Raw genomic sequence first — 18,341 nt, 5'->3', positions numbered from 1 at the left:
CAGTCTTACTTCTTTTTATTTTTCAACAGACCAGTCAAGCGATTCCAAAAACTCCAGCACATCTTCATGCAGCTGTTCTTTTTCTTTTCCCAGCGTAATAACATGCCCGGATTCTTCATACCACTTCAGCTTTTTCTGGTCTGTTTCTACACCTTCATGAATAATATTGGCAGAATCCGTGTTGATCATATGATCATGACGACCCTGAACGACAAAAGTTGGTGTGTAAATTAAATCAACCGAATTTCGCACGTCCTTTATAAGTCCCTGCAGATCCTTAATGGTTTCCATTGGTGTTTTCGCAAATTCAGTCATTTCTTGTTCAATTTGTTCTTCTTCTTTGCCCTCATACTTCTTAAATTCTCTTGCATACTCCAAAACACCTTTATACATGACTTCTTCACTCTTAATGTACATCGGAGCACACATGGTCACAATACCCTTCACAGGTACAGTGTAACCTACTTTCAGCGAAAATACGCCCCCCAAAGATAGTCCGGCTACTGCAATTTCCTCATAGCCCTGGCTCTTTAAATAATCATACCCCTTCATTACATCTTTCCACCAATCCTTAGGTCCGGTTTTGACCAGTTCCTCCGGCGGCACACCATGTCCTTTATAATGAGGCGCATGCGATGTATATCCATTTTTCTCTAAAAAGCGTCCAAGCATACGCACATCGGAGGAATTCCCCGTGAATCCGTGCAATAACAGTACAGCTCGCTTTCCTCCCTCAAACGTAAAAGGTTTAGGCAAATTCAATTTCATCTTTATTCACTCCTGTATAGTCAAGTTCTCTCTCTTCTATTTTAATCAACATGAAATATGAATGCGAATCATGTGATTTGCGGTGGTTTCCAGCCAAGGCTTTATTGCACTGCAGAACAAAAGGGGCCTGGACCCTTTTGTTCTGCAGTGTCTTAAAGACACTCATGCGGCTCTTTATACTATTTCCTGTTTTATTGAAAATAGTGATCGTTTCCAAATGAATTAAAAAAAGCCTGACCAAAGGATGTTTGATCAGGTCATCTATTCGTTATCGTCCAACGACAAATGCTACAGAAATAGTTAGTACGAAAAATAATACCGCAAGTACAATCGTAATACGGTTCAATACTAAGTCGATTCCGCGTGCTTTTTGTTTGCCAAAGAGCTGCTCAGCACCGCCTGAGATCGCACCTGATAGACCAGCACTTTTACCGGATTGCAATAATACTACTACAATCAACGAAATACATGTAATAACAAGCAACACCGTTAATAAAGTTTCCATGAGTCCCACCTCCTGCACCGAACATCACAATGAATCAATTTTATCACAGGCTGAAGGTGGAGACAATCTTTCTTTTTGAAGCGTGAGCAGCTGCAGGTAAATTATGCAATGGTTTTGAAAATATTCTAGTGAACTGCTTAAATTTTTCAGGATGCATTGGGGTTTGTAAAATATTCAGAATCATCATACACTATAGGCAGCAAGAGATTGACACAATTGTCGGAAGAGGTGAAGCAGATGGGCGGCAGTATACTAGTCGAAAATGCAGTGAAAACGTTCAAAGGAAATGTGCACGCGGTAAAGGGCATCTCTCTTGAGGTGAAAGAAGGTGAATTCTTCGCTTTTTTAGGACCGAATGGAGCGGGGAAATCTACGACAGTTCAACTGTTAACAACACTTTTAAAACCGACATCCGGCAGAATGGAAGTGGCCGGGATTGATGTGAATAAAGAGCCGGAAAAGGTCCGATTGGAAATTGGTGTGGCTCTTCAGGAAACAGGAATTGATCCGGATTTAAAAGGCATTGAGCTGCTTGAATTTCAGGCGCGATTATTCGGATTTTCTAAAAAAGCGGCAAGGAGCCGGGCAGAAGAGCTGTTGGAGCTTGTCGGACTTACAGAAGATGCGAACCGGTTAAGCGGTAAATATTCCGGCGGGATGAGAAGAAGGCTCGACCTGGCGATGACGCTGGTGCATCAGCCAAAAATATTATTCCTGGATGAACCGACTACAGGGCTTGACCCTTCTAACCGAAAATCAATCTGGAAAGAAATTAAGCGTTTAAACAAAGAAGAAGGAACGACCATTTTCCTGACAACCCAATATTTAGAGGAAGCGGATCAGCTTGCTGACCGTATATCCATTATCAACAAAGGAGAAATCGTCGCAACAGGCACCCCTGAAGAACTTAAACGGACACTCGGCTTCGATGCGATTGTACTGGAGTTTGATTCAGAGGAGCAATCCACTCGTGCGCAGGAACTGATAGGAACGATGGATCTTCAGGCTGAGCGGCTAAAAAATGAAGTCACCATTTATGCGGAGAATGGAACTGCCATTGTGGCAGACGTTATTCGACGGCTTGATGAGCATCAGCTTCAGCCGGACCGCTTAAATGTTCAACCGCCTTCTCTTGATGATGTATTTATTCAGGTGACAAATGAGCAAAAGAAGGAGGCTTCAACTAATGGCTGATCAAAAAGGCTCGCTGGTTTCAGATACTCTGGTTATGACAAAAAGAAGTCTAGTTACCACTTTGCGAAATCCTCTTATTTTTGTTCCCAATCTAGCGATCAGCATGTTCTTTCTTTTTGTTTATGAGGCTGGGCTGAGCGGCATTGCAGACCTTCCCGCTTTTGAAGGAGCAAATTACCTTGCCTTTATTTTGCCGGTTTCGATTGTATCGGCTGCGATTGGCGGTGCCGGAGGAGCAGGGCAGGCGCTGGTAAAGGACCTGGACAATGGTTTTTTCTCGCGTCTTTTAATCACCCCTGCCTCGCGTCTTGCGATCGTACTAGGGCCCATTATTGCAGGTATGATGCAGCTGGTTGTTCAGGCTGGACTTATTATTGCAGTCGGGTTCTTTCTGGGACTTGAAGTTGCAGGCGGCGCTCTTGGCGTACTGGTCGTGCTGCTTCTGACACTCGGCTGGGGACTTGCTTTTGCAGGTTATTCAGTTGGGGTTGCTCTTCGGGCAAAGAACGCACAGTCGGCTCAAGCCGGAACCTTTATTTTCTTCCCGCTTATTTTTCTGAGCACCACGTTTGTTCCTTATGAATTGATCGAAGCGCAATGGCTGAAGGTGGCAGCGACCATTAATCCTGTTACGTATCTTTTTGAAGCGATGCGGACCGTCCTGATTGACGGGTTTTCTGAGCCATGGCCGATTATTCTCGGCTTTATCGTCATAGCTGTTCTCTGTGTCATTATGATTACCTTCTCTACTCTATCTGCAAAACGTGCAGTGAGTACGGATTAAGTGATTACATTCCTTCTTTAAAGTGTAAAAGGGGTCCGGCCCCTGCAGTCCACTGCAGGGGCCAGACCCCTTTTGTCCTTCACCGCTTCACAATACCACTATAACAAAAAAACACCGCATCCCTAAAGGACGCGGCGCTTCTTGTAAATGCTTATTTATTTAAGTTGTAGAATGTTTTTGCTCCAAGGTATTGAGCCGTTTTAGCCAGCTGGTCTTCGATGCGAAGAAGCTGATTGTATTTTGCTACACGGTCTGTACGTGATGGTGCACCTGTTTTGATTTGACCGGCGTTTGTTGCAACAGCGATATCAGCGATTGTTGCATCTTCTGTTTCACCAGAACGGTGAGAGATGACTGCTGTATAGCCTGCACGTTTAGCCATTTCGATCGCGTCAAATGTTTCAGTCAGTGTACCAATTTGGTTTACTTTGATTAAGATTGAGTTTCCGATTCCCTGCTCAATTCCTTGAGAAAGCTTCGTTGTGTTTGTTACGAACAGATCGTCTCCAACTAGCTGTACGCGATCGCCAAGGCGGTCTGTAAGCAGTTTGAAGCCTTCCCAGTCGTTTTCATCAAGACCGTCTTCAATGGATACGATCGGGTACTTGTCAGCAAGTTCTGCGTACCAGTCAACCATTTCAGCGGATGATTTCACAACGCCTTCACCAGAAAGGTGGTAGTTTCCATCTTCTTTATTGTAGATTTCAGAAGCTGCTACGTCCATTGCAAGAAGAACTTCTTCTCCTGGCTTGTAGCCGGCTTTTTCAATCGCTTCAATAATGGTAGAAAGTGCTTCTTCGTTCGATCCAAGGTTCGGAGCAAATCCGCCTTCGTCTCCAACAGCTGTGTTCAGGCCTTTGCCTTGAAGAACTGATTTAAGTGCGTGGAAAATTTCTGCACCCATGCGAAGTCCTTCACGGAATGTTTCAGCTCCTACAGGCATAACCATGAATTCCTGAATGTCAACGTTGTTGTCAGCGTGCTCGCCGCCATTAACGATGTTCATCATTGGTACTGGAAGCTGCTTCGCGTTGAAACCGCCAAGGTACTGATAAAGAGGCATGTCAAGATAGTCAGCAGCAGCATGTGCTACAGCCATTGATACGCCAAGAATAGCGTTAGCGCCAAGCTTGCCTTTGTTTTCTGTACCGTCAAGCTCGATCATTGCTCTGTCAATTGACACCTGGTCAAGAACAAGATAGCTGTCGATTAGTTCTGGTGCAATGATGTTGTTCACGTTATCTACTGCTTGAAGAACACCTTTGCCCAGGTAACGGCTTTTGTCTCCGTCGCGAAGCTCAACTGCTTCGTGCTCGCCAGTTGATGCACCGGATGGAACAAGTGCACGGCCAAATGCGCCGCTTTCAGTGTAAACTTCTACTTCAATTGTTGGGTTGCCGCGTGAATCCAGAATCTCGCGTGCATAAACATCTGTAATTAATGGCATGAAAAACGCTCCTTTTAATAAATTATTTTTTAATTAGGGATGTTCCTGTCATTTCTTCAGGCAGTTCTACTTTTAATAGATCAAGAAGGGTTGGCGCTAAATCGCCCAGAATACCGCCTTCTCGGAGCTCGGCACCCTCTTTTGTTACGATCACAGGCACGGGATTTGTCGTGTGAGCCGTCATTGGGTTGCCTTCAAGCGTCCGTACTTCATCTGAGTTGCCGTGGTCAGCAGTGATAATTGCGTGACCGCCTTTTTCATGAATGAGATCGACAATTTTGCCAAGGCATTCATCTACTGCTTCAATTGCTTTAATCGTTGGTTCAAGCTTGCCGCTGTGTCCTACCATATCCGGATTGGCAAAATTCAAGAGAATCGCATCAAAGCGGTCTTCTTTAATTTCTCCAAGCAACGCGTCCGTCACTTCGTATGCACTCATCTCGGGTTTTAAATCGTAGGTTGCCACTTTTGGCGAGTCAATCAAGATTCGTTCTTCCCCCGGGAATTTCTCCTCACGTCCGCCGCTCATAAAGAACGTAACATGTGGATATTTTTCGGTTTCTGCAATGCGCAGCTGAGTCAGCCCATTTGCAGAAAGAACCTCACCAAGGGTATTCTTTAAGTCTTCGCTTTTAAAGGCAACATCTGCCTGTACTCTTTCACTATAATGCGTAAACGTGACAAATTGCAGATCGATTGGCTTGTATTGGCCAAGATCAAAACTGTCAAAAGCGGGATCCGATAAGGCAGCTGACAGCTGAATCGCACGGTCTGGACGGAAATTAAAGAATATAACAGAGTCATTATCCTGTATTCGTCCGACTGCTTCACCATCTTTTTCAATAATAAATGGCTCTACGAATTCATCATGCACTTCCTTTTCATAGGAAGCTTCTACACCTTCGCGGGCAGTGGCGTGGGCCGGACCAACACCATCTACCATCACACGGTATGCTTTTTCAACACGTTCCCAGCGGTTATCCCGGTCCATGGCAAAGTAGCGCCCTGAGATTGACGCAAACTCCCCGACTCCAAGGTCTTCCATCTGGGCTTCTGTATCCTCAATGTACGTTAATGCGGTTGAGGGGCCGACATCACGTCCATCTAAGAAGCCGTGTACATACACTTTTGTTAAACCATGTTCTTTTGCCAGCTTTAACAGGGCAAAAAGATGGTTGTAATGACTGTGAACACCGCCATCTGACAGCAGACCCATCAGATGAAGCGCTTTGTTATGACGCTTTGCATTTTCAACCGCAAGAAGAAATTCCGGGATATTGTAAAAATCTTCATCGCGAATTGAAATATTGATTCTGGTTAAATTTTGATAAACGGTACGTCCTGCCCCAATGTTCAAGTGACCAACTTCAGAGTTGCCCATTTGTCCATCCGGAAGGCCGACTGCTTCACCACTGGCAGTCAGCATATTGTGGGGGTATTCAGCCCAATATCGATCAAAATTCGGTTTATTTGCCTGAGCCACTGCATTTCCTTCTTTTTCATCCCGAAGAGCGAATCCGTCGAGGATGATTAAGGCAACTGGTGCTTTAGACATTCGCACCAGCCTCCAGCAATTGAAGGAATGACTCTGCTTCTAAGCTTGCACCACCAACAAGGGCGCCGTCAATATCACTTTGGTCCATATATTCTTTAATGTTGCCTGGTTTCACGCTGCCGCCGTATTGAACGCGCAGTGCATCTGCTGCTTCCTGGGAAAACTGTTCTGCCACAACAGAACGTACATGTGCACATACTTCATTTGCATCTTGTGCAGTAGAAGATTTGCCTGTACCGATCGCCCAGATTGGCTCGTACGCGATGACCGTTTGTTTAACCTGATCTTCGGTTAAACCGCTGAGGGCTGCTCTTACTTGTCCGCCAACGAACGTTTTGGTTTCATCGTTTTCACGCTGCTCAAGCGTTTCGCCTACACACACAATCGGAACAAGTCCGTGAGAAAACGCCGCATGTGTTTTTTTGTTGACTGACTCGTCTGTTTCATTGAAAAGCTCACGACGCTCAGAGTGTCCGAGAATCACGTACTCAACGCCAAGATCTTTAAGAGCTGCAGGACTTGTTTCGCCTGTAAATGCTCCGCTTTCTTCGAAGTACATGTTTTGAGCTCCAACTGCCACAGGAGCATCTGCAGTTAAATTCACCAGACTTTCAAGAAATAAAGAAGGTGAACAAATCACTGATTCCACTTTATCTTTAGAAGGGACTTTTGATGCGACCTCTTCTGTAAAGGCTCTGGCTTCTGAAGCCGTTTTGTTCATCTTCCAGTTTCCTGCAATAATGGGTGTACGCATAATAAACGTCCTTTCTCACTTGAATTTTAAATACTTGCCTACTCTTTGTCGTTTAGCGCGACAACGCCTGGAAGCTCTTTGCCTTCCATAAACTCAAGAGAGGCACCGCCACCTGTTGAGATGTGACTCATTTGATCTGCTAAGCCGAATTTTTCCACAGCTGCAGCAGAGTCTCCTCCTCCGATGACAGAGTATGTATCCTCTGCATCTGCCAAGGCTTGTCCTACCGCTTTTGTTCCGTTTGCAAATGGTTCCAGTTCAAAAACGCCCATCGGTCCGTTCCAGATTACGAGCTTAGACTGCTTAATTACATCACTGTAAATTTCGCGTGTTTTCGGTCCGATATCCAGCGCTTCCCAATCTGAAGGAATGGAGTCGATATCCACTTCTTTCGTATTGGCATTTTCAGAGAAATCATCCGCAACAATAACGTCTTTTGGCATGTAGAACTTAACGCCTTTGTCTTCTGCTTTTTTAATAAATTGATTGGCAAGGTCGATTTTGTCTTCTTCCAGAAGGGATTTACCCACTTCATAGCCTTGTGCTTTCAAGAAGGTGTAAGCAAGACCGCCGCCGATAATCAGGTTGTCGACGTTGTCGAGCAGATTATCAATTACACCAATTTTATCTTTTACTTTCGCTCCGCCAATGACTGCTGTAAACGGGCGTTCCGGGTTGGATAACGCTTTTCCAAGCACATCAAGTTCTTTTTCCATCAGCAAACCGGAGACAGCCGGCAGGTATTGTGCAATTCCAGCCGTTGAAGCATGTGCACGGTGAGCAGCGCCGAAAGCGTCATTTACATAGACATCCGCTAATGCAGCGAATTCTTTTGCCAGATCCTGATCGTTCTTTTCTTCGCCCGGGTAAAAACGGACATTTTCAAGAACAAGCACGTCACCTTCCTGCAAATCTGCTACAGCCTGTTGTGCTTTTTCACCGTAAGCTTCATCCACTTTTTTCACATCTTTGCCAAGTAATTCGCCAAGATGCTCCGCTACAGGAGTAAGACGCAATTCTTCAACCGCTTCTCCTTTTGGACGGCCTAAATGACTTGCCAGAATTACTTTCGCTCCTGCCTCAACAAGATGCTTAATGGTCGGCAAAGCGGCACGAATACGAGTGTCATCTGACACATTTCCGTCTTTCATCGGAACGTTAAAGTCCACGCGGCAAAAAACGCGTTTTCCCTTCAGTTCAATTTCTCTCATGCTCTTTTTGTTCATTGCAAAAGGCCTCCTTATGGTGGGTTGAGGGGTTGCTTTGAAAAAAGGGAGGGGGAACCATCCCCACTCCCCGTTATCCCCTCTAATTATAGAGGATGAAGTGGTTAAAAACCAATCATTCTTCTATAGTAAAAAGGTTGGATTTTATAGTCCTTTTTCAGCCATGAAAGCAGCTAGGTCAACACAACGGTTAGAGTAGCCAGTTTCATTGTCATACCAAGAAAGTACTTTTACCATGTTTCCTTCAAGAACCATTGTTGAAAGACCATCAACAATTGAAGAAGAAGTATTGCCATTGTAATCTGTTGATACAAGCGGCTCGTCGCTGTATTGAAGAATTCCTTTAAGGTTTCCTTCAGCAGCTTCTTTAAGCGCTTCGTTTACTTGATCAGCTGTTACTTCCTGATCAAATTCAGCTACAAGGTCAACAAGTGATACGTTTGGAGTCGGTACACGCATTGCCATACCATTTAATTTGCCTTCAAGCTCTGGAAGCACTAGAGAAACAGCTTTCGCAGCACCAGTTGATGTTGGAATGATGTTCTCAGCAGCTGCACGGGCACGACGGTAGTCTTTGTGAGGCAGGTCAAGAATCTGCTGGTCATTTGTGTATGAGTGAATCGTTGTCATCATACCGCGCTTAAGACCAAATTTGTCGTTAAGAACTTTTGCAAATGGCGCAAGACAGTTTGTTGTACAAGAAGCATTTGAGATTACGTGGTGGCTTCCTGCATCGTATTTGTCTTCGTTAACACCCATTACAAGTGTGATATCTTCATCAGAAGCTGGCGCAGAAATAATAACTTTCTTCGCTCCGCCTTCAAGGTGCTTCGCAGCGTCTGCACGCTTCGTGAAACGTCCAGTAGACTCGATTACTACTTGAACTCCAAGGTCTCCCCATGGAAGCTGAGCAGGATCTTTTTCTGCAAGGACTTTGATTTTATGACCGTCAACGACAAGGTCGTCTCCGTCTACAGTCACTTCAGCATTTAATGTTCCGTGAACTGTATCGTACTTAAGAAGGTGAGCAAGCATATTAGCATCAGTTAAATCGTTTACTGCTACTACTTCTACCTCCGGGTTATTTAGTGCTGCACGATATACGTTACGTCCAATACGTCCAAATCCGTTAATACCAATTTTTACAGTCATGAATAAGTTCCTCCTTCATAATTTTGGGGATGGTTAAATCTATTTTAAAAGGGATGACCCTTTCAAAAGCTCTTTTGCTGCTCCTTCGTCTGTAATCAGAGTCGAAGAAGACTGAGGCGTGCCTTTAAAATACGATTGAATGGCATTGGCCTTGGATGCTCCTCCCGCAACAGCAAACACATTGGGGACGGAAGCTAAATCTTTTAATTGAAGGCCGATCGTTTTGACTTTGTGTACGATTTTGCCGTGCACGTCAAAATAGTAGCCAAATGCTTCTCCTACTGCCTGACCTTCAAGAATGGTTCTGAGGTCGTCTTCGCTGGTGTTGCGGCGCTTTGCCATGGTAGCGGCATCGCCTATTCCGTGAAGAACAATAGAAGCAGAAGTAATTAAAGCCATAACTTCCTTGATGGAAGGCTCCTTCATAATGGATTCATACATTTCCCGGCTTACCTGATCCGGCACATACAAGACGCGATGCTTGGCGCCTGACTTTTGAGCCATTGTGGCACAAATGACATTGGCCTGGTTTTGAACGTCTTCCCCTATGCCTCCTCTAGCCGGAACAAAAAGCATATCCGGTGAAGCAAAGTCCGGGGTCAGCATCCCTGCAACAGACGACATGGTTGTGCCTCCTGTTACCGCGATAGTAGTATGGTCGGTTACGCAGGCCTTCATGCTTTGAATTGCAGCCCGTCCCAGCTCTTCTTTCACCCATGGCGAATCGTCGCTGTTTCCCGGTACAATCATGACACGGCGGACACCGAGTTTTTCTTTTAAGGAATCCTCCATTACGTTTATACCCACAATTTCATTCATCATGCGTTCAAGCGGCAATAAGATGTCGAAACCATCTTTTGTCAAACTCATACCGGACGCATGAATATGAAGCAGATCCTGTGATTTCAGGAACTCTACCTCACTCCGCAGTACGCGTTCAGTCATCCCAAGCGACTGGGCCAGACTTCTTCTTCCCACGGGCTGCAGAAAACGAACGGATCGCAGAATATGATACTTCTGCTGTAAATCATCAAGCAGGTTTGGCACCAATCGCTTTTGGATGTCAATAAATGTTGGCATAAAAAAGCTCCTTTTTTAAGTTGGTGTGATCTTTTATGTATTCCCTAACTGACGTTAAAATATCGAGCTGGACATTAATAGTCCCTCATAGACATATTATGTCCCATTAAGGATAAAAAAAGATCCCTGCTGCATTTTTAATCATAACAGGGAATGATTTAGGTTACAAGCAATAATGTCAAGTGTTTTTTTGCAAACGTTTACTTAGCGTAGGGTAGTCAACTTGACCGAACTGAATGACTTTCCCGTCTGTTTTTATAACCGGGATCATCAGCCCATATTCTTCTGTCCATTCGTCCCGCTCATTAATATTCTTTTCCTCTATTATAAAGAACTGATCCTCCTGCACGAGTTTCAGCATTATTTTCGCTTCCTCGCACAGGGGGCAGTCAGGGCGTGTATAAAATTCCACAATCATTGTCGCTTCCTCCTATATTTTATTCTGCGGATTGATCCTGCGTAAGGGCAAATCACCAGGGAACAACATCTTTATAAACGAGAAGCGGATTCTTTTTCAAAATGCTTTGCAAGTTCTACGATCATAGCACCCATCCGTTCCCGCTCCGGGGCTATATACCGGATTACGCCTTCGTCTCTCAAGGCTTCTGACGTTACTTTTCCAACTGAAACGGCAAGTGCCTGCTTTTCAAATACCTGAAGAATCCGGTCAGTCAGATCCTTTTTTCTCGCATAATCAAAAAGCGACCTTACCTGAATTTGTGTGGTAAAGCATACTGCATCTGCCTCACCGCTAAGCAGTTCACTGCATAGCGTTCCGACGGTTTCTTCATCGGGTGGAATATGCTGATACGGCAGAATCGTCTCAACCTCTGCACCTTTGTTTTCAAGAAATGCAATCAGGCTTGGTGCAGATTCTCCGTGAAGCTGAATCACCACCTGCTTCCGGTCAAAATCCACCTCTGCAAGCGAACGAATCAGCCCTTGCGTAGAGCCGTCTTCGTCAACAGCCAGAGGCTCAAGCCCGGTTCTTTTTAAAACGTTTAGTGTTTTATAGCCGCGGGAAGCAATTTTTGCCTCTTTGAGTCTGCGTAAAAATTCCTCCTCTTTACCCATGTTACCCGCTATTCGCAGCAGCGTTTCCGTGCCGATGCCTGTTGTGAAAATAATCCAGTCTGCGCCGTCCTCAATAAACCGGGCAACAGAGGGCTCCACTTCTTTCTCTGCTAAAAACACCGTTCCCTGGAGAGGCCGGCTGACCGGTTGTCCACCCTGTTTTTGGATCAATGCACTAATCTCTTCTATCTTTCTCGATCCGCCGATGACGATCGTTTTGCCTTCAAGTCCTTTTGCCATTGCCATCACTCCAATCCGATCTGATTGCTTTGATTAATCTTAACATGATTTACAGCTTGATGTGAGAATGAAGACAGACCGAAATATAAGCTGATAATTGATCATTAGACATATACCCGGCTTAAGCTGATAAACCCGAAGCTTTTTTACAAAAGAAAGCACCCCAGAGGTCAGTTTTATCCTGCCTACCGGGGTGCACTAAAATAATATTCATGAAGATTGTTAGTTCCTATTTTTTACTTGATTAGACCTTCCACCTCTGCCTTCACTTCGTCCGATACCGCTCCGCTTCCTCCTAAAATAACAGACCTTTTAAACTCTCTGTCCTGAATGATGGAAGCTGTTTCTGAAGGCAGGCTGTCCTTTCTTGTCAGAACTAGCAGGCTGTCAGTCTTGACTGCATAAGCCGAGCCAGTCAGTGCATCTGCAAAATCATAACCAGCTGCCACTGCCAGACGATCAGAATCTAACTGGAAGTAATCTGTGATATGAGCTGCCGTGTCATAGCGGTTGTCTCCGCCAATTCTCGTTTTCAGCTTGTTAGGAAGCTGTCCAAATACCTTGCCTGAAACAGCTCCTCGGCCCCCAATAACGATTGCCTCTTTATATTTTTTAACTTCATTGTATGTTTCTTCAGAGAGGGAACTCTGACGTGTTAATAAAATCGGATACCCATTCTCAGCTGCATAAGATGATATCGACAATGCATCGGCAAAATCACTGCCGTCTGCCACAAATGCTCTTGAGGTTTTTGCGTTCATTTTTTGGGCTACTTTGACAGCTGTCTCATATCTGGTTTTTCCGGAAATCCGTTCTACAGTCAGCCCTTTCTTTACAAGAGCTTCTTTAACGGCTGCAGAAACCGCTCCTTCTCCACCTAATAGCACTGCTTTTGAAGCACCCAGCCGTTCAATCTCAGCCAGTGTTTCTTCCCCTATTTTGTTCGTTTTCGTCAGGAGAATTGGAGCATCCAGACTTTTTGCAAGCGGTGTGCCCACCAACGCATCCGGGAAAGCATCTCCCCTTGCGAGTACAACGGTATCAGCTCCGTGCTTCCAGCCTTCTGCAGAAATAGCTGCCGCTGTTTCATAACGATTAGCGCCTTTCAAACGGTCTTTTTCTTCTTCCGATCCTTCTTCTATTACTTCAGCATTTTCTAGAGTGGCAATAAAATCAATATCTGTTTTAAAAGGAAGCAAACGGTAGTTTCCAGATTCACTGGCCCCATTAGTCCATAAAGAACTTCCTCCGTCATAATGAGAGGACTGCCAGTATCTTAGTCCAGTAGACTTATTGAAAACCATCATTACTTCTTCATCCATTTTTACTTTCACCGGCTCTTCAAATACATAGGTTGCTTTCATGCCGGTCCTGTTATTATTAATTTGATAAGGCTCTGATTTTTCCTCTGAATAATGCGCTCTGCTTAATGGCAGAGAGTCATAGGAATAAGTTTCGCTGCTGCCCGTTGTAAACTCGTATTTTTTTTCACGAAGTGTATCAGAGTCGCCTGGTGCTTCACTAGGGCGATAGGCATCCAGATATTCAGGAATCCGGTCCGTGTTAAAAATAAACACAGTGAATTCTTTTAACAAGGCATACTCTGCATTTTCGTCAATGGTTCCTGTGCCTTCTATTCCCTGCTGATATGGAGTGATCGATTGACCGATATAGTGTCCCCATCCATCTGGAGTAGCAGAATCAGTTTTGGCAATCGTAAATTCTTCACCAGTGCCTGCAACTTGGTCATCCGACTCAACAGGAACTTCCGGCTGAATATCCAATGGCTGCTGTACCAACTCTTCGCCAGCCACACTGAACCTCACTTCACTCAATCCTACAGAGCGGATATCGCCATGATTAGAGGTAAAAACAAATTTAATGAATTTTGCATTAGCTGCATTAATTTCTTTGATTTGAGCTGCTAAAGGCTGCCCAGATTCATGCTTTTCCAGTTCGATTGAGGTTAATTTAGTGAATTCCGCATCTGAAATCGTCATATCAGAAGAAACGTATACGTCGATTCCTTTTGCCCCCATTTTTTCAAGCTCCTGATCCAAAGAGCCTTCTCCGAATTGCCAGATCAGCGCATTTTGAATATTGACACGCTGCCCAAGGTCAAAAATCAAATATTCTTCCCGTTCTTCAATCGGCTTCACATTTGTCTTATCACCTTCTAAATTTCCATTCTGGCTGACTCCCAGGTACTGAGAATTCCACATGGTGTCCTTCGCGCTTTTAAAAGTGCTGCTGTTATGGATCGAATTTTGATCTACTTCAGTCTGACTTTCATATCCATTTATTCCTGACCCATCTGTTAATTGGGAAGGCAGCCGTTCCCCCCAGCGCTCTTCAAATGACGAAAAGCCCCCGACGATAGGTGTGATAATTTCTCCTGGCGAGAAAGTGCTGCTTTCATTGTTAAACCTGCGTTCAAATTCAAATCCTTCTTTAAATTCATTGTAGCGGTCTGTCATGTAATCATCGACATAAGGGGAATATGTAACATGAGAAAGTAAATCGTTATTGAAATCGAATTCGATCATTCTTAAGTAACCGTTTCCGCCCTTTGTCCCTCCTTGATAATCTACTAAATATTGATTAACCTCCAAGCCATCGTTATTTGAACGGGTTATATTAAATGCGCCATGATCATGACCATTCACAGTCATAAAAATTTGATTGTTTTCTGCAATAAACTCATCAAAAATGGCTTGAGGTGAATTTCCGTCCGTTTTCCTCACGTATGGAACACTGTCCTGTGATCCGTCAGGCTTAATAAGTGTATGGGTGATCATGATAGCTGGTTTATCCTGATGAGCATCCAGTACACTTTGCCCCCATGCCAAATCTTCATCTGTTGCATCAATATTTAAAAACAAAACGAGAAATTCTCTTCCTTCTGCTGAAAAAGTATAGGCTGAGTTTAGTTCATCTTCAGAGTGTGCCAGGTAGCCTGGTTTGTTTTCCATTCGACTTTTGCCAAAGTAATCAACATAATTGGCTCCATTTCCACCCATGTCATGGTTTCCAATCGTGACACCATATGGAACATTAGCATCGTCAAGAATGTTCATTGAACGATCGGCATTCTCCCACTGACGAATTTCATTTCCATCAACCAGGTCTCCAACATGCATCGCAAATTGAATGTCTTCCTCCTGGTAATGATTCGCCAGCCAGTCCATCTGAGAATTATAAATCTCCGGAAAATGATTTGAATAGACTTGAGTATCGGGGATAATCGCAATCTTGAATTTGCCATCATTTTCTAAGCTGCTTTCTGCTTTTGCAACCGTCCCCTGAAAAACGCTGGACAATAACAACACCATGACGAACCCTATGGAAAATAACCTTTTAAACATCTCTGCATACCCTCCTATATTTGTATTACAGATATAATGGTAGATTACAAAAATTAAAGGGCTGTGCCTGTTGCGTTAAGGTTGTGTAAAATAAAAAAATTGATAAATATGGAAATAAAAGATGGAAGCTTTTGTACACTGGTTTATTAGGTGTACAGCATTTAGCTCAGTTAATCAAACTGATTCACTGTTTGTAAAAAAACGGGAAGAAGAGTTTAAAACGTTGATCAGTTGTTTTTTGAACTTGGTCTGCCCTTAGTGAACGAAACCTTTCGAGAAGATGTTCATCGGCAATTTGCTTTTGTTATAAGTCTGATGAAAGTTTGTTGGCAGCAGAGGACATAGGAGAAATTAATTGGAGTAAGCATGAAAAGTTTATGATTTTGCTTTAAAACTTTCTTGAAGAATCACTTCTAAAAAAAAACAGTCCTGCACACCTGAACGACGAAAATCAACGTTCAATCATGTGCAGGACTGTCTGCTTACGTACATATAGGTGTGTATGCCCTCGAAGGGAATCGAACCCCTATCTCAAGAACCGGAATCTTACGTGTTATCCATTACACCACGAGGGCAAAATCAAAAGTGAATCCATTTCAATAATAAATATATATTTCATATGTGTTCTTTAAGGACACTTGATTATTATAATAGACAATTAGAGGATATGCAATAGTAAATGTCGAATCCTCTTGGTAATGCCTCAAACTTGTTAAACGTATAGTTGAATGGGTATGATGGTAGTAATACCGTAAGCAGGAAAATCAATCATATGATTTGACCTTTCCTGACCTTAGATGTATGATGACAATACATATCTCATATGAAGAGAATCAAAGGAGGCATTTCGGATGAATTTAATTCCAACAGTTATTGAACAAACAAATCGCGGCGAGCGTGCGTATGATATTTATTCGCGCCTGCTAAAAGACAGAATCATTATGCTCGGAAGCGGCATTGACGACAATGTAGCCAATTCAATCGTTTCACAGCTTCTTTTCCTGGAAGCAGACAATCCTGAAAAAGATATCTACCTTTACATCAACTCTCCGGGCGGAAGCATTACAGCCGGAATGGCAATCTACGATACGATGCAGTTTATTAAGCCAAAAGTTCAGACCATCTGTATTGGTATGGCTGCTTCAATGGGAGCATTTCTTCTTGCTGCCGGTGAAAAAGGCCACCGCTACGCTCTGCCAAATGCTGAAGTTATGATTCATCAGCCACTGGGCGGTGCACAAGGTCAGGCAACTGAAATTGATATTGCAGCGAAACGGATTCTTTTCCTTCGCGACAAGCTGAATCAAATACTTGCAGACCGCACTGGCCAGGACTTTGAAACCATTCAGCGCGATACAGAGCGTGATAACTTCATGACAGCCGGCCGTGCGAAGGATTATGGCCTGATCGATCAAATCATGGAACGAAACGATATTACAGAAACAAAATTATAAGACCATTAAAAGAAGACCCGTCCATTTCATTGGCGGGTCTTCTTTTTACATTTAAACTGCGGATCACGCTTTGTTCTTATTAAATTTCACAATGCTCGGCAGCAGCCAGAAACCAATAATTGCTCCTGTTAGTATACTGCCGATAAAAAAATTTCTTTCAAACTGTCCATTAATCAGGCTTAGGATTATGGCGAACAGCCCCAACAATGCAGCAAAGGACAGGCTGAGTACCACTCTTTTCTTATTAATACTAAAACTCCTTCTGCTTTTAACATATGGAACGTATGAAGATTGCACTATGTCTTTTCCCTGTTTCAGTCTTTTTACACTTGTCAGGACCTGGCGGTTTTTATCCTATCTTTAAAATGTGCGAAATGCTGTGGATTTATATATTTTGGGCAAATAAAAAACCCCCGCAAAAATTCAGCAGGGACGTTGCGACAAGCTATTTAGTTTCTTCCACGTATGATGCAAGCGATTGCAGAGCTTCTTCTTCATCCAATCCCTCTGTCATCAGCGTAAAGGTGGTACCCGGTCCTAATGCTAAGCTCATCAGTCCCATGATGCTTTTTGCATTAACCTTTTTTCCATCTTTCTCAATAAATACGTCTGCTTTATAACGTGTGGCTTCCTGTACAAAAAGTGCTGCCGGCCTAGCCTGCAAACCGGACTTTAATTTAACTGTTACGTCCTGTTGCTTCATTTAACATCCCCCTCATGTGGTCATATTACAGATGAAAGCTTGATTTGTATTCTTGTCTATACCACAAATCAGCTTGTTCAACCTTAATTTTCTACCATTTCTCCTTTACGGAGCTTTTCTGCGATTTGATCAATCTTCCGCAATCGATGATTAATGCCTGACTTGCTGATATTTCCACCCGAAACCATTTCACCCAGTTCCTTTAATGTTACATCCTGATAAGCCACTCTTAATTCAGCTATTTCCCGAAGCTTGTCCGGCAGGATGCTTAACCCTGCGTGCTTTTCAATAAATCGGATGTTCTCTACCTGACGCAGGGAGGCTCCGATCGTTTTATTCAGGTTAGCTGTTTCACAGTTCACCAGTCGGTTAACAGAATTGCGCATATCCCGGACAATCCGAACATCTTCAAAGCGGAGAAGTGCCTGGTGCGCACCGATTAAACTGAAAAATTCCGTGATTTTTTCTGCTTCTTTTAAATACGTGATAAAGCCTTTTTTGCGCTCAATCGTTTTGCTGTTCAGCCCAAATGTATTCATCAACTGACTAACTGAATCATTGTGCTCTTCATACAGGGTGAAAATCTCCAGATGATAAGAGGACGTTTCAGGGTTATTTACAGACCCGCCTGCGAGAAACGCACCGCGTAAATAAGCTCGCTGACAACATTTTTTCCCCAGAATGGAAGGAGAGATTTCGTGATTAATGGAAAAGCCCTCTTCCAGGATATTAAGATCTTTTAAAATTTGCTGTGCCTGTTCTACCACTCTTACTATATAAACGTTATTCTTTTTCAGCCTCATTTTCTTACGAACAAGAAGCTCGACTTGTATAGCGTAATTTTTTTTAATTAATGTATAAATTCTTCTGGCAATTGCTGCGTTTTCTGTTTGGATATTAACCACCAGCAGCCGATTGGAGAAAGAAAGCGATCCGTTCATGCGGATAAGAGCAGAGAGCTCTGCTTTTGCGCAGCAATCGGCTGCTTCGATCTGAGTCAGCTCTTTTTTAGTTTCTGATGCAAATGACATACTCATTCA

Annotated in this window: 16 protein-coding genes and 1 tRNA gene; 3 read left to right on the top strand and 14 right to left on the bottom strand. The window is 43.6% G+C overall.

The annotated features are described in order from the left end of the window. Positions 1 to 15 precede the first annotated feature (15 nt). Complete coding sequence (locus tag P6709_RS08005) at positions 16 to 768, bottom strand: alpha/beta hydrolase (RefSeq protein ID WP_278240372.1); 753 nt, start codon at positions 766 to 768, stop codon at positions 16 to 18. A gap of 268 nt (positions 769 to 1,036) precedes the next feature. Continuing rightward, positions 1,037 to 1,273 carry a preprotein translocase subunit SecG gene (secG, locus tag P6709_RS08000; protein ID WP_041060890.1) on the bottom strand — a complete coding sequence of 79 codons (237 nt, stop codon included), beginning with the start codon at positions 1,271 to 1,273 and terminating at the stop codon, positions 1,037 to 1,039. A 207-nt stretch (positions 1,274 to 1,480) separates the two neighbouring features. On the opposite strand from secG, the gene P6709_RS07995 reads away from it, so the two are divergent. After that, positions 1,481 to 2,467, top strand: coding sequence for an ATP-binding cassette domain-containing protein (locus tag P6709_RS07995; RefSeq protein ID WP_278240371.1), 987 nt, complete (start codon positions 1,481 to 1,483; stop codon positions 2,465 to 2,467). Further along, a complete protein-coding gene (locus P6709_RS07990) occupies positions 2,460 to 3,251 on the top strand; it encodes an ABC transporter permease (RefSeq protein WP_278240370.1) in 792 nt (263 codons plus the stop codon). The genes P6709_RS07995 and P6709_RS07990 overlap by 8 nt, the downstream gene beginning before the upstream one ends. Before the next feature lie 151 nt (positions 3,252 to 3,402). Here the strand turns inward: P6709_RS07990 and eno are convergent, their stop codons facing one another. The 10 genes from eno to P6709_RS07940 form a co-directional block, all read right to left on the bottom strand. After that, positions 3,403 to 4,698, bottom strand: a complete 1,296-nt coding sequence (eno, locus tag P6709_RS07985) for a phosphopyruvate hydratase (RefSeq protein WP_278240369.1) — start codon at positions 4,696 to 4,698, stop codon at positions 3,403 to 3,405. A 22-nt stretch (positions 4,699 to 4,720) separates the two neighbouring features. Beyond that, the gene (gpmI, locus tag P6709_RS07980) at positions 4,721 to 6,253 is read right to left on the bottom strand and encodes a 2,3-bisphosphoglycerate-independent phosphoglycerate mutase (RefSeq protein WP_278240368.1); all 1,533 of its coding nucleotides are present in this window, start codon (positions 6,251 to 6,253) and stop codon (positions 4,721 to 4,723) included. Then, the gene (gene tpiA / locus P6709_RS07975; protein ID WP_278240367.1) at positions 6,246 to 7,007 is read right to left on the bottom strand and encodes a triose-phosphate isomerase; all 762 of its coding nucleotides are present in this window, start codon (positions 7,005 to 7,007) and stop codon (positions 6,246 to 6,248) included. Before tpiA ends, gpmI begins: the two co-directional genes overlap by 8 nt. A gap of 38 nt (positions 7,008 to 7,045) precedes the next feature. Next, positions 7,046 to 8,233, bottom strand: a complete 1,188-nt coding sequence (locus P6709_RS07970) for a phosphoglycerate kinase (RefSeq protein WP_278240366.1) — start codon at positions 8,231 to 8,233, stop codon at positions 7,046 to 7,048. A 144-nt stretch (positions 8,234 to 8,377) separates the two neighbouring features. After that, positions 8,378 to 9,385 (bottom strand): type I glyceraldehyde-3-phosphate dehydrogenase, encoded by a 1,008-nt coding sequence (gap, locus tag P6709_RS07965; RefSeq protein ID WP_278240365.1) that lies wholly within the window; start codon positions 9,383 to 9,385, stop codon positions 8,378 to 8,380. A 39-nt stretch (positions 9,386 to 9,424) separates the two neighbouring features. Continuing rightward, on the bottom strand, positions 9,425 to 10,465 hold the full coding sequence (locus tag P6709_RS07960; protein WP_278240364.1) for a sugar-binding transcriptional regulator: 1,041 nt from the start codon (positions 10,463 to 10,465) through the stop codon (positions 9,425 to 9,427). A 178-nt stretch (positions 10,466 to 10,643) separates the two neighbouring features. Next, a complete protein-coding gene (locus P6709_RS07955) occupies positions 10,644 to 10,883 on the bottom strand; it encodes a glutaredoxin family protein (RefSeq protein ID WP_278240363.1) in 240 nt (79 codons plus the stop codon). Positions 10,884 to 10,954: 71 nt separating this feature from the next. Next, complete coding sequence (locus P6709_RS07950; RefSeq protein ID WP_278240362.1) at positions 10,955 to 11,779, bottom strand: uroporphyrinogen-III synthase; 825 nt, start codon at positions 11,777 to 11,779, stop codon at positions 10,955 to 10,957. 236 nt (positions 11,780 to 12,015) lie between these two features. After that, positions 12,016 to 15,144 (bottom strand): cell wall-binding repeat-containing protein, encoded by a 3,129-nt coding sequence (locus P6709_RS07945; RefSeq protein WP_278240361.1) that lies wholly within the window; start codon positions 15,142 to 15,144, stop codon positions 12,016 to 12,018. A gap of 503 nt (positions 15,145 to 15,647) precedes the next feature. Beyond that, positions 15,648 to 15,719, bottom strand: a tRNA-Arg gene (locus P6709_RS07940). 276 nt (positions 15,720 to 15,995) lie between these two features. Between P6709_RS07940 and clpP the strand changes: the two genes are divergently transcribed. Continuing rightward, positions 15,996 to 16,598, top strand: a complete 603-nt coding sequence (gene clpP, locus P6709_RS07935; RefSeq protein WP_278240360.1) for an ATP-dependent Clp endopeptidase proteolytic subunit ClpP — start codon at positions 15,996 to 15,998, stop codon at positions 16,596 to 16,598. Between the two features lie 445 nt (positions 16,599 to 17,043). Here the strand turns inward: clpP and P6709_RS07930 are convergent, their stop codons facing one another. After that, the gene (locus P6709_RS07930) at positions 17,044 to 17,301 is read right to left on the bottom strand and encodes an HPr family phosphocarrier protein (RefSeq protein ID WP_278240359.1); all 258 of its coding nucleotides are present in this window, start codon (positions 17,299 to 17,301) and stop codon (positions 17,044 to 17,046) included. An 83-nt stretch (positions 17,302 to 17,384) separates the two neighbouring features. After that, positions 17,385 to 18,332, bottom strand: a complete 948-nt coding sequence (whiA, locus tag P6709_RS07925) for a DNA-binding protein WhiA (protein WP_278240358.1) — start codon at positions 18,330 to 18,332, stop codon at positions 17,385 to 17,387. Positions 18,333 to 18,341: the final 9 nt, after the last annotated feature.

Source organism: Jeotgalibacillus sp. ET6 (assembly GCF_029667115.1).
In the GTDB taxonomy this organism is placed as follows: Bacteria; Bacillota; Bacilli; order Bacillales; family Jeotgalibacillaceae; genus Jeotgalibacillus.
This window is presented reverse-complemented; position numbering and strand designations above follow the sequence as displayed.

Coding starts and splice junctions, on each gene's coding strand:
- P6709_RS07955 (WP_278240363.1), bottom strand. CDS start 10,883: ATGATTGTGGAATTTTATACACGCCCTGACTGCCCCCTGTGCGAGGAA.
- P6709_RS07960 (WP_278240364.1), bottom strand. CDS start 10,465: ATGCCAACATTTATTGACATCCAAAAGCGATTGGTGCCAAACCTGCTT.
- P6709_RS07930 (WP_278240359.1), bottom strand. CDS start 17,301: ATGAAGCAACAGGACGTAACAGTTAAATTAAAGTCCGGTTTGCAGGCT.
- P6709_RS07945 (WP_278240361.1), bottom strand. CDS start 15,144: ATGTTTAAAAGGTTATTTTCCATAGGGTTCGTCATGGTGTTGTTATTG.
- eno (WP_278240369.1), bottom strand. CDS start 4,698: ATGCCATTAATTACAGATGTTTATGCACGCGAGATTCTGGATTCACGC.
- tpiA (WP_278240367.1), bottom strand. CDS start 7,007: ATGCGTACACCCATTATTGCAGGAAACTGGAAGATGAACAAAACGGCT.
- P6709_RS07950 (WP_278240362.1), bottom strand. CDS start 11,779: ATGGCAAAAGGACTTGAAGGCAAAACGATCGTCATCGGCGGATCGAGA.
- P6709_RS07990 (WP_278240370.1), top strand. CDS start 2,460: ATGGCTGATCAAAAAGGCTCGCTGGTTTCAGATACTCTGGTTATGACA.
- gpmI (WP_278240368.1), bottom strand. CDS start 6,253: ATGTCTAAAGCACCAGTTGCCTTAATCATCCTCGACGGATTCGCTCTT.
- whiA (WP_278240358.1), bottom strand. CDS start 18,332: ATGTCATTTGCATCAGAAACTAAAAAAGAGCTGACTCAGATCGAAGCA.
- clpP (WP_278240360.1), top strand. CDS start 15,996: ATGAATTTAATTCCAACAGTTATTGAACAAACAAATCGCGGCGAGCGT.
- secG (WP_041060890.1), bottom strand. CDS start 1,273: ATGGAAACTTTATTAACGGTGTTGCTTGTTATTACATGTATTTCGTTG.
- gap (WP_278240365.1), bottom strand. CDS start 9,385: ATGACTGTAAAAATTGGTATTAACGGATTTGGACGTATTGGACGTAAC.
- P6709_RS07970 (WP_278240366.1), bottom strand. CDS start 8,233: ATGAACAAAAAGAGCATGAGAGAAATTGAACTGAAGGGAAAACGCGTT.
- P6709_RS08005 (WP_278240372.1), bottom strand. CDS start 768: ATGAAATTGAATTTGCCTAAACCTTTTACGTTTGAGGGAGGAAAGCGA.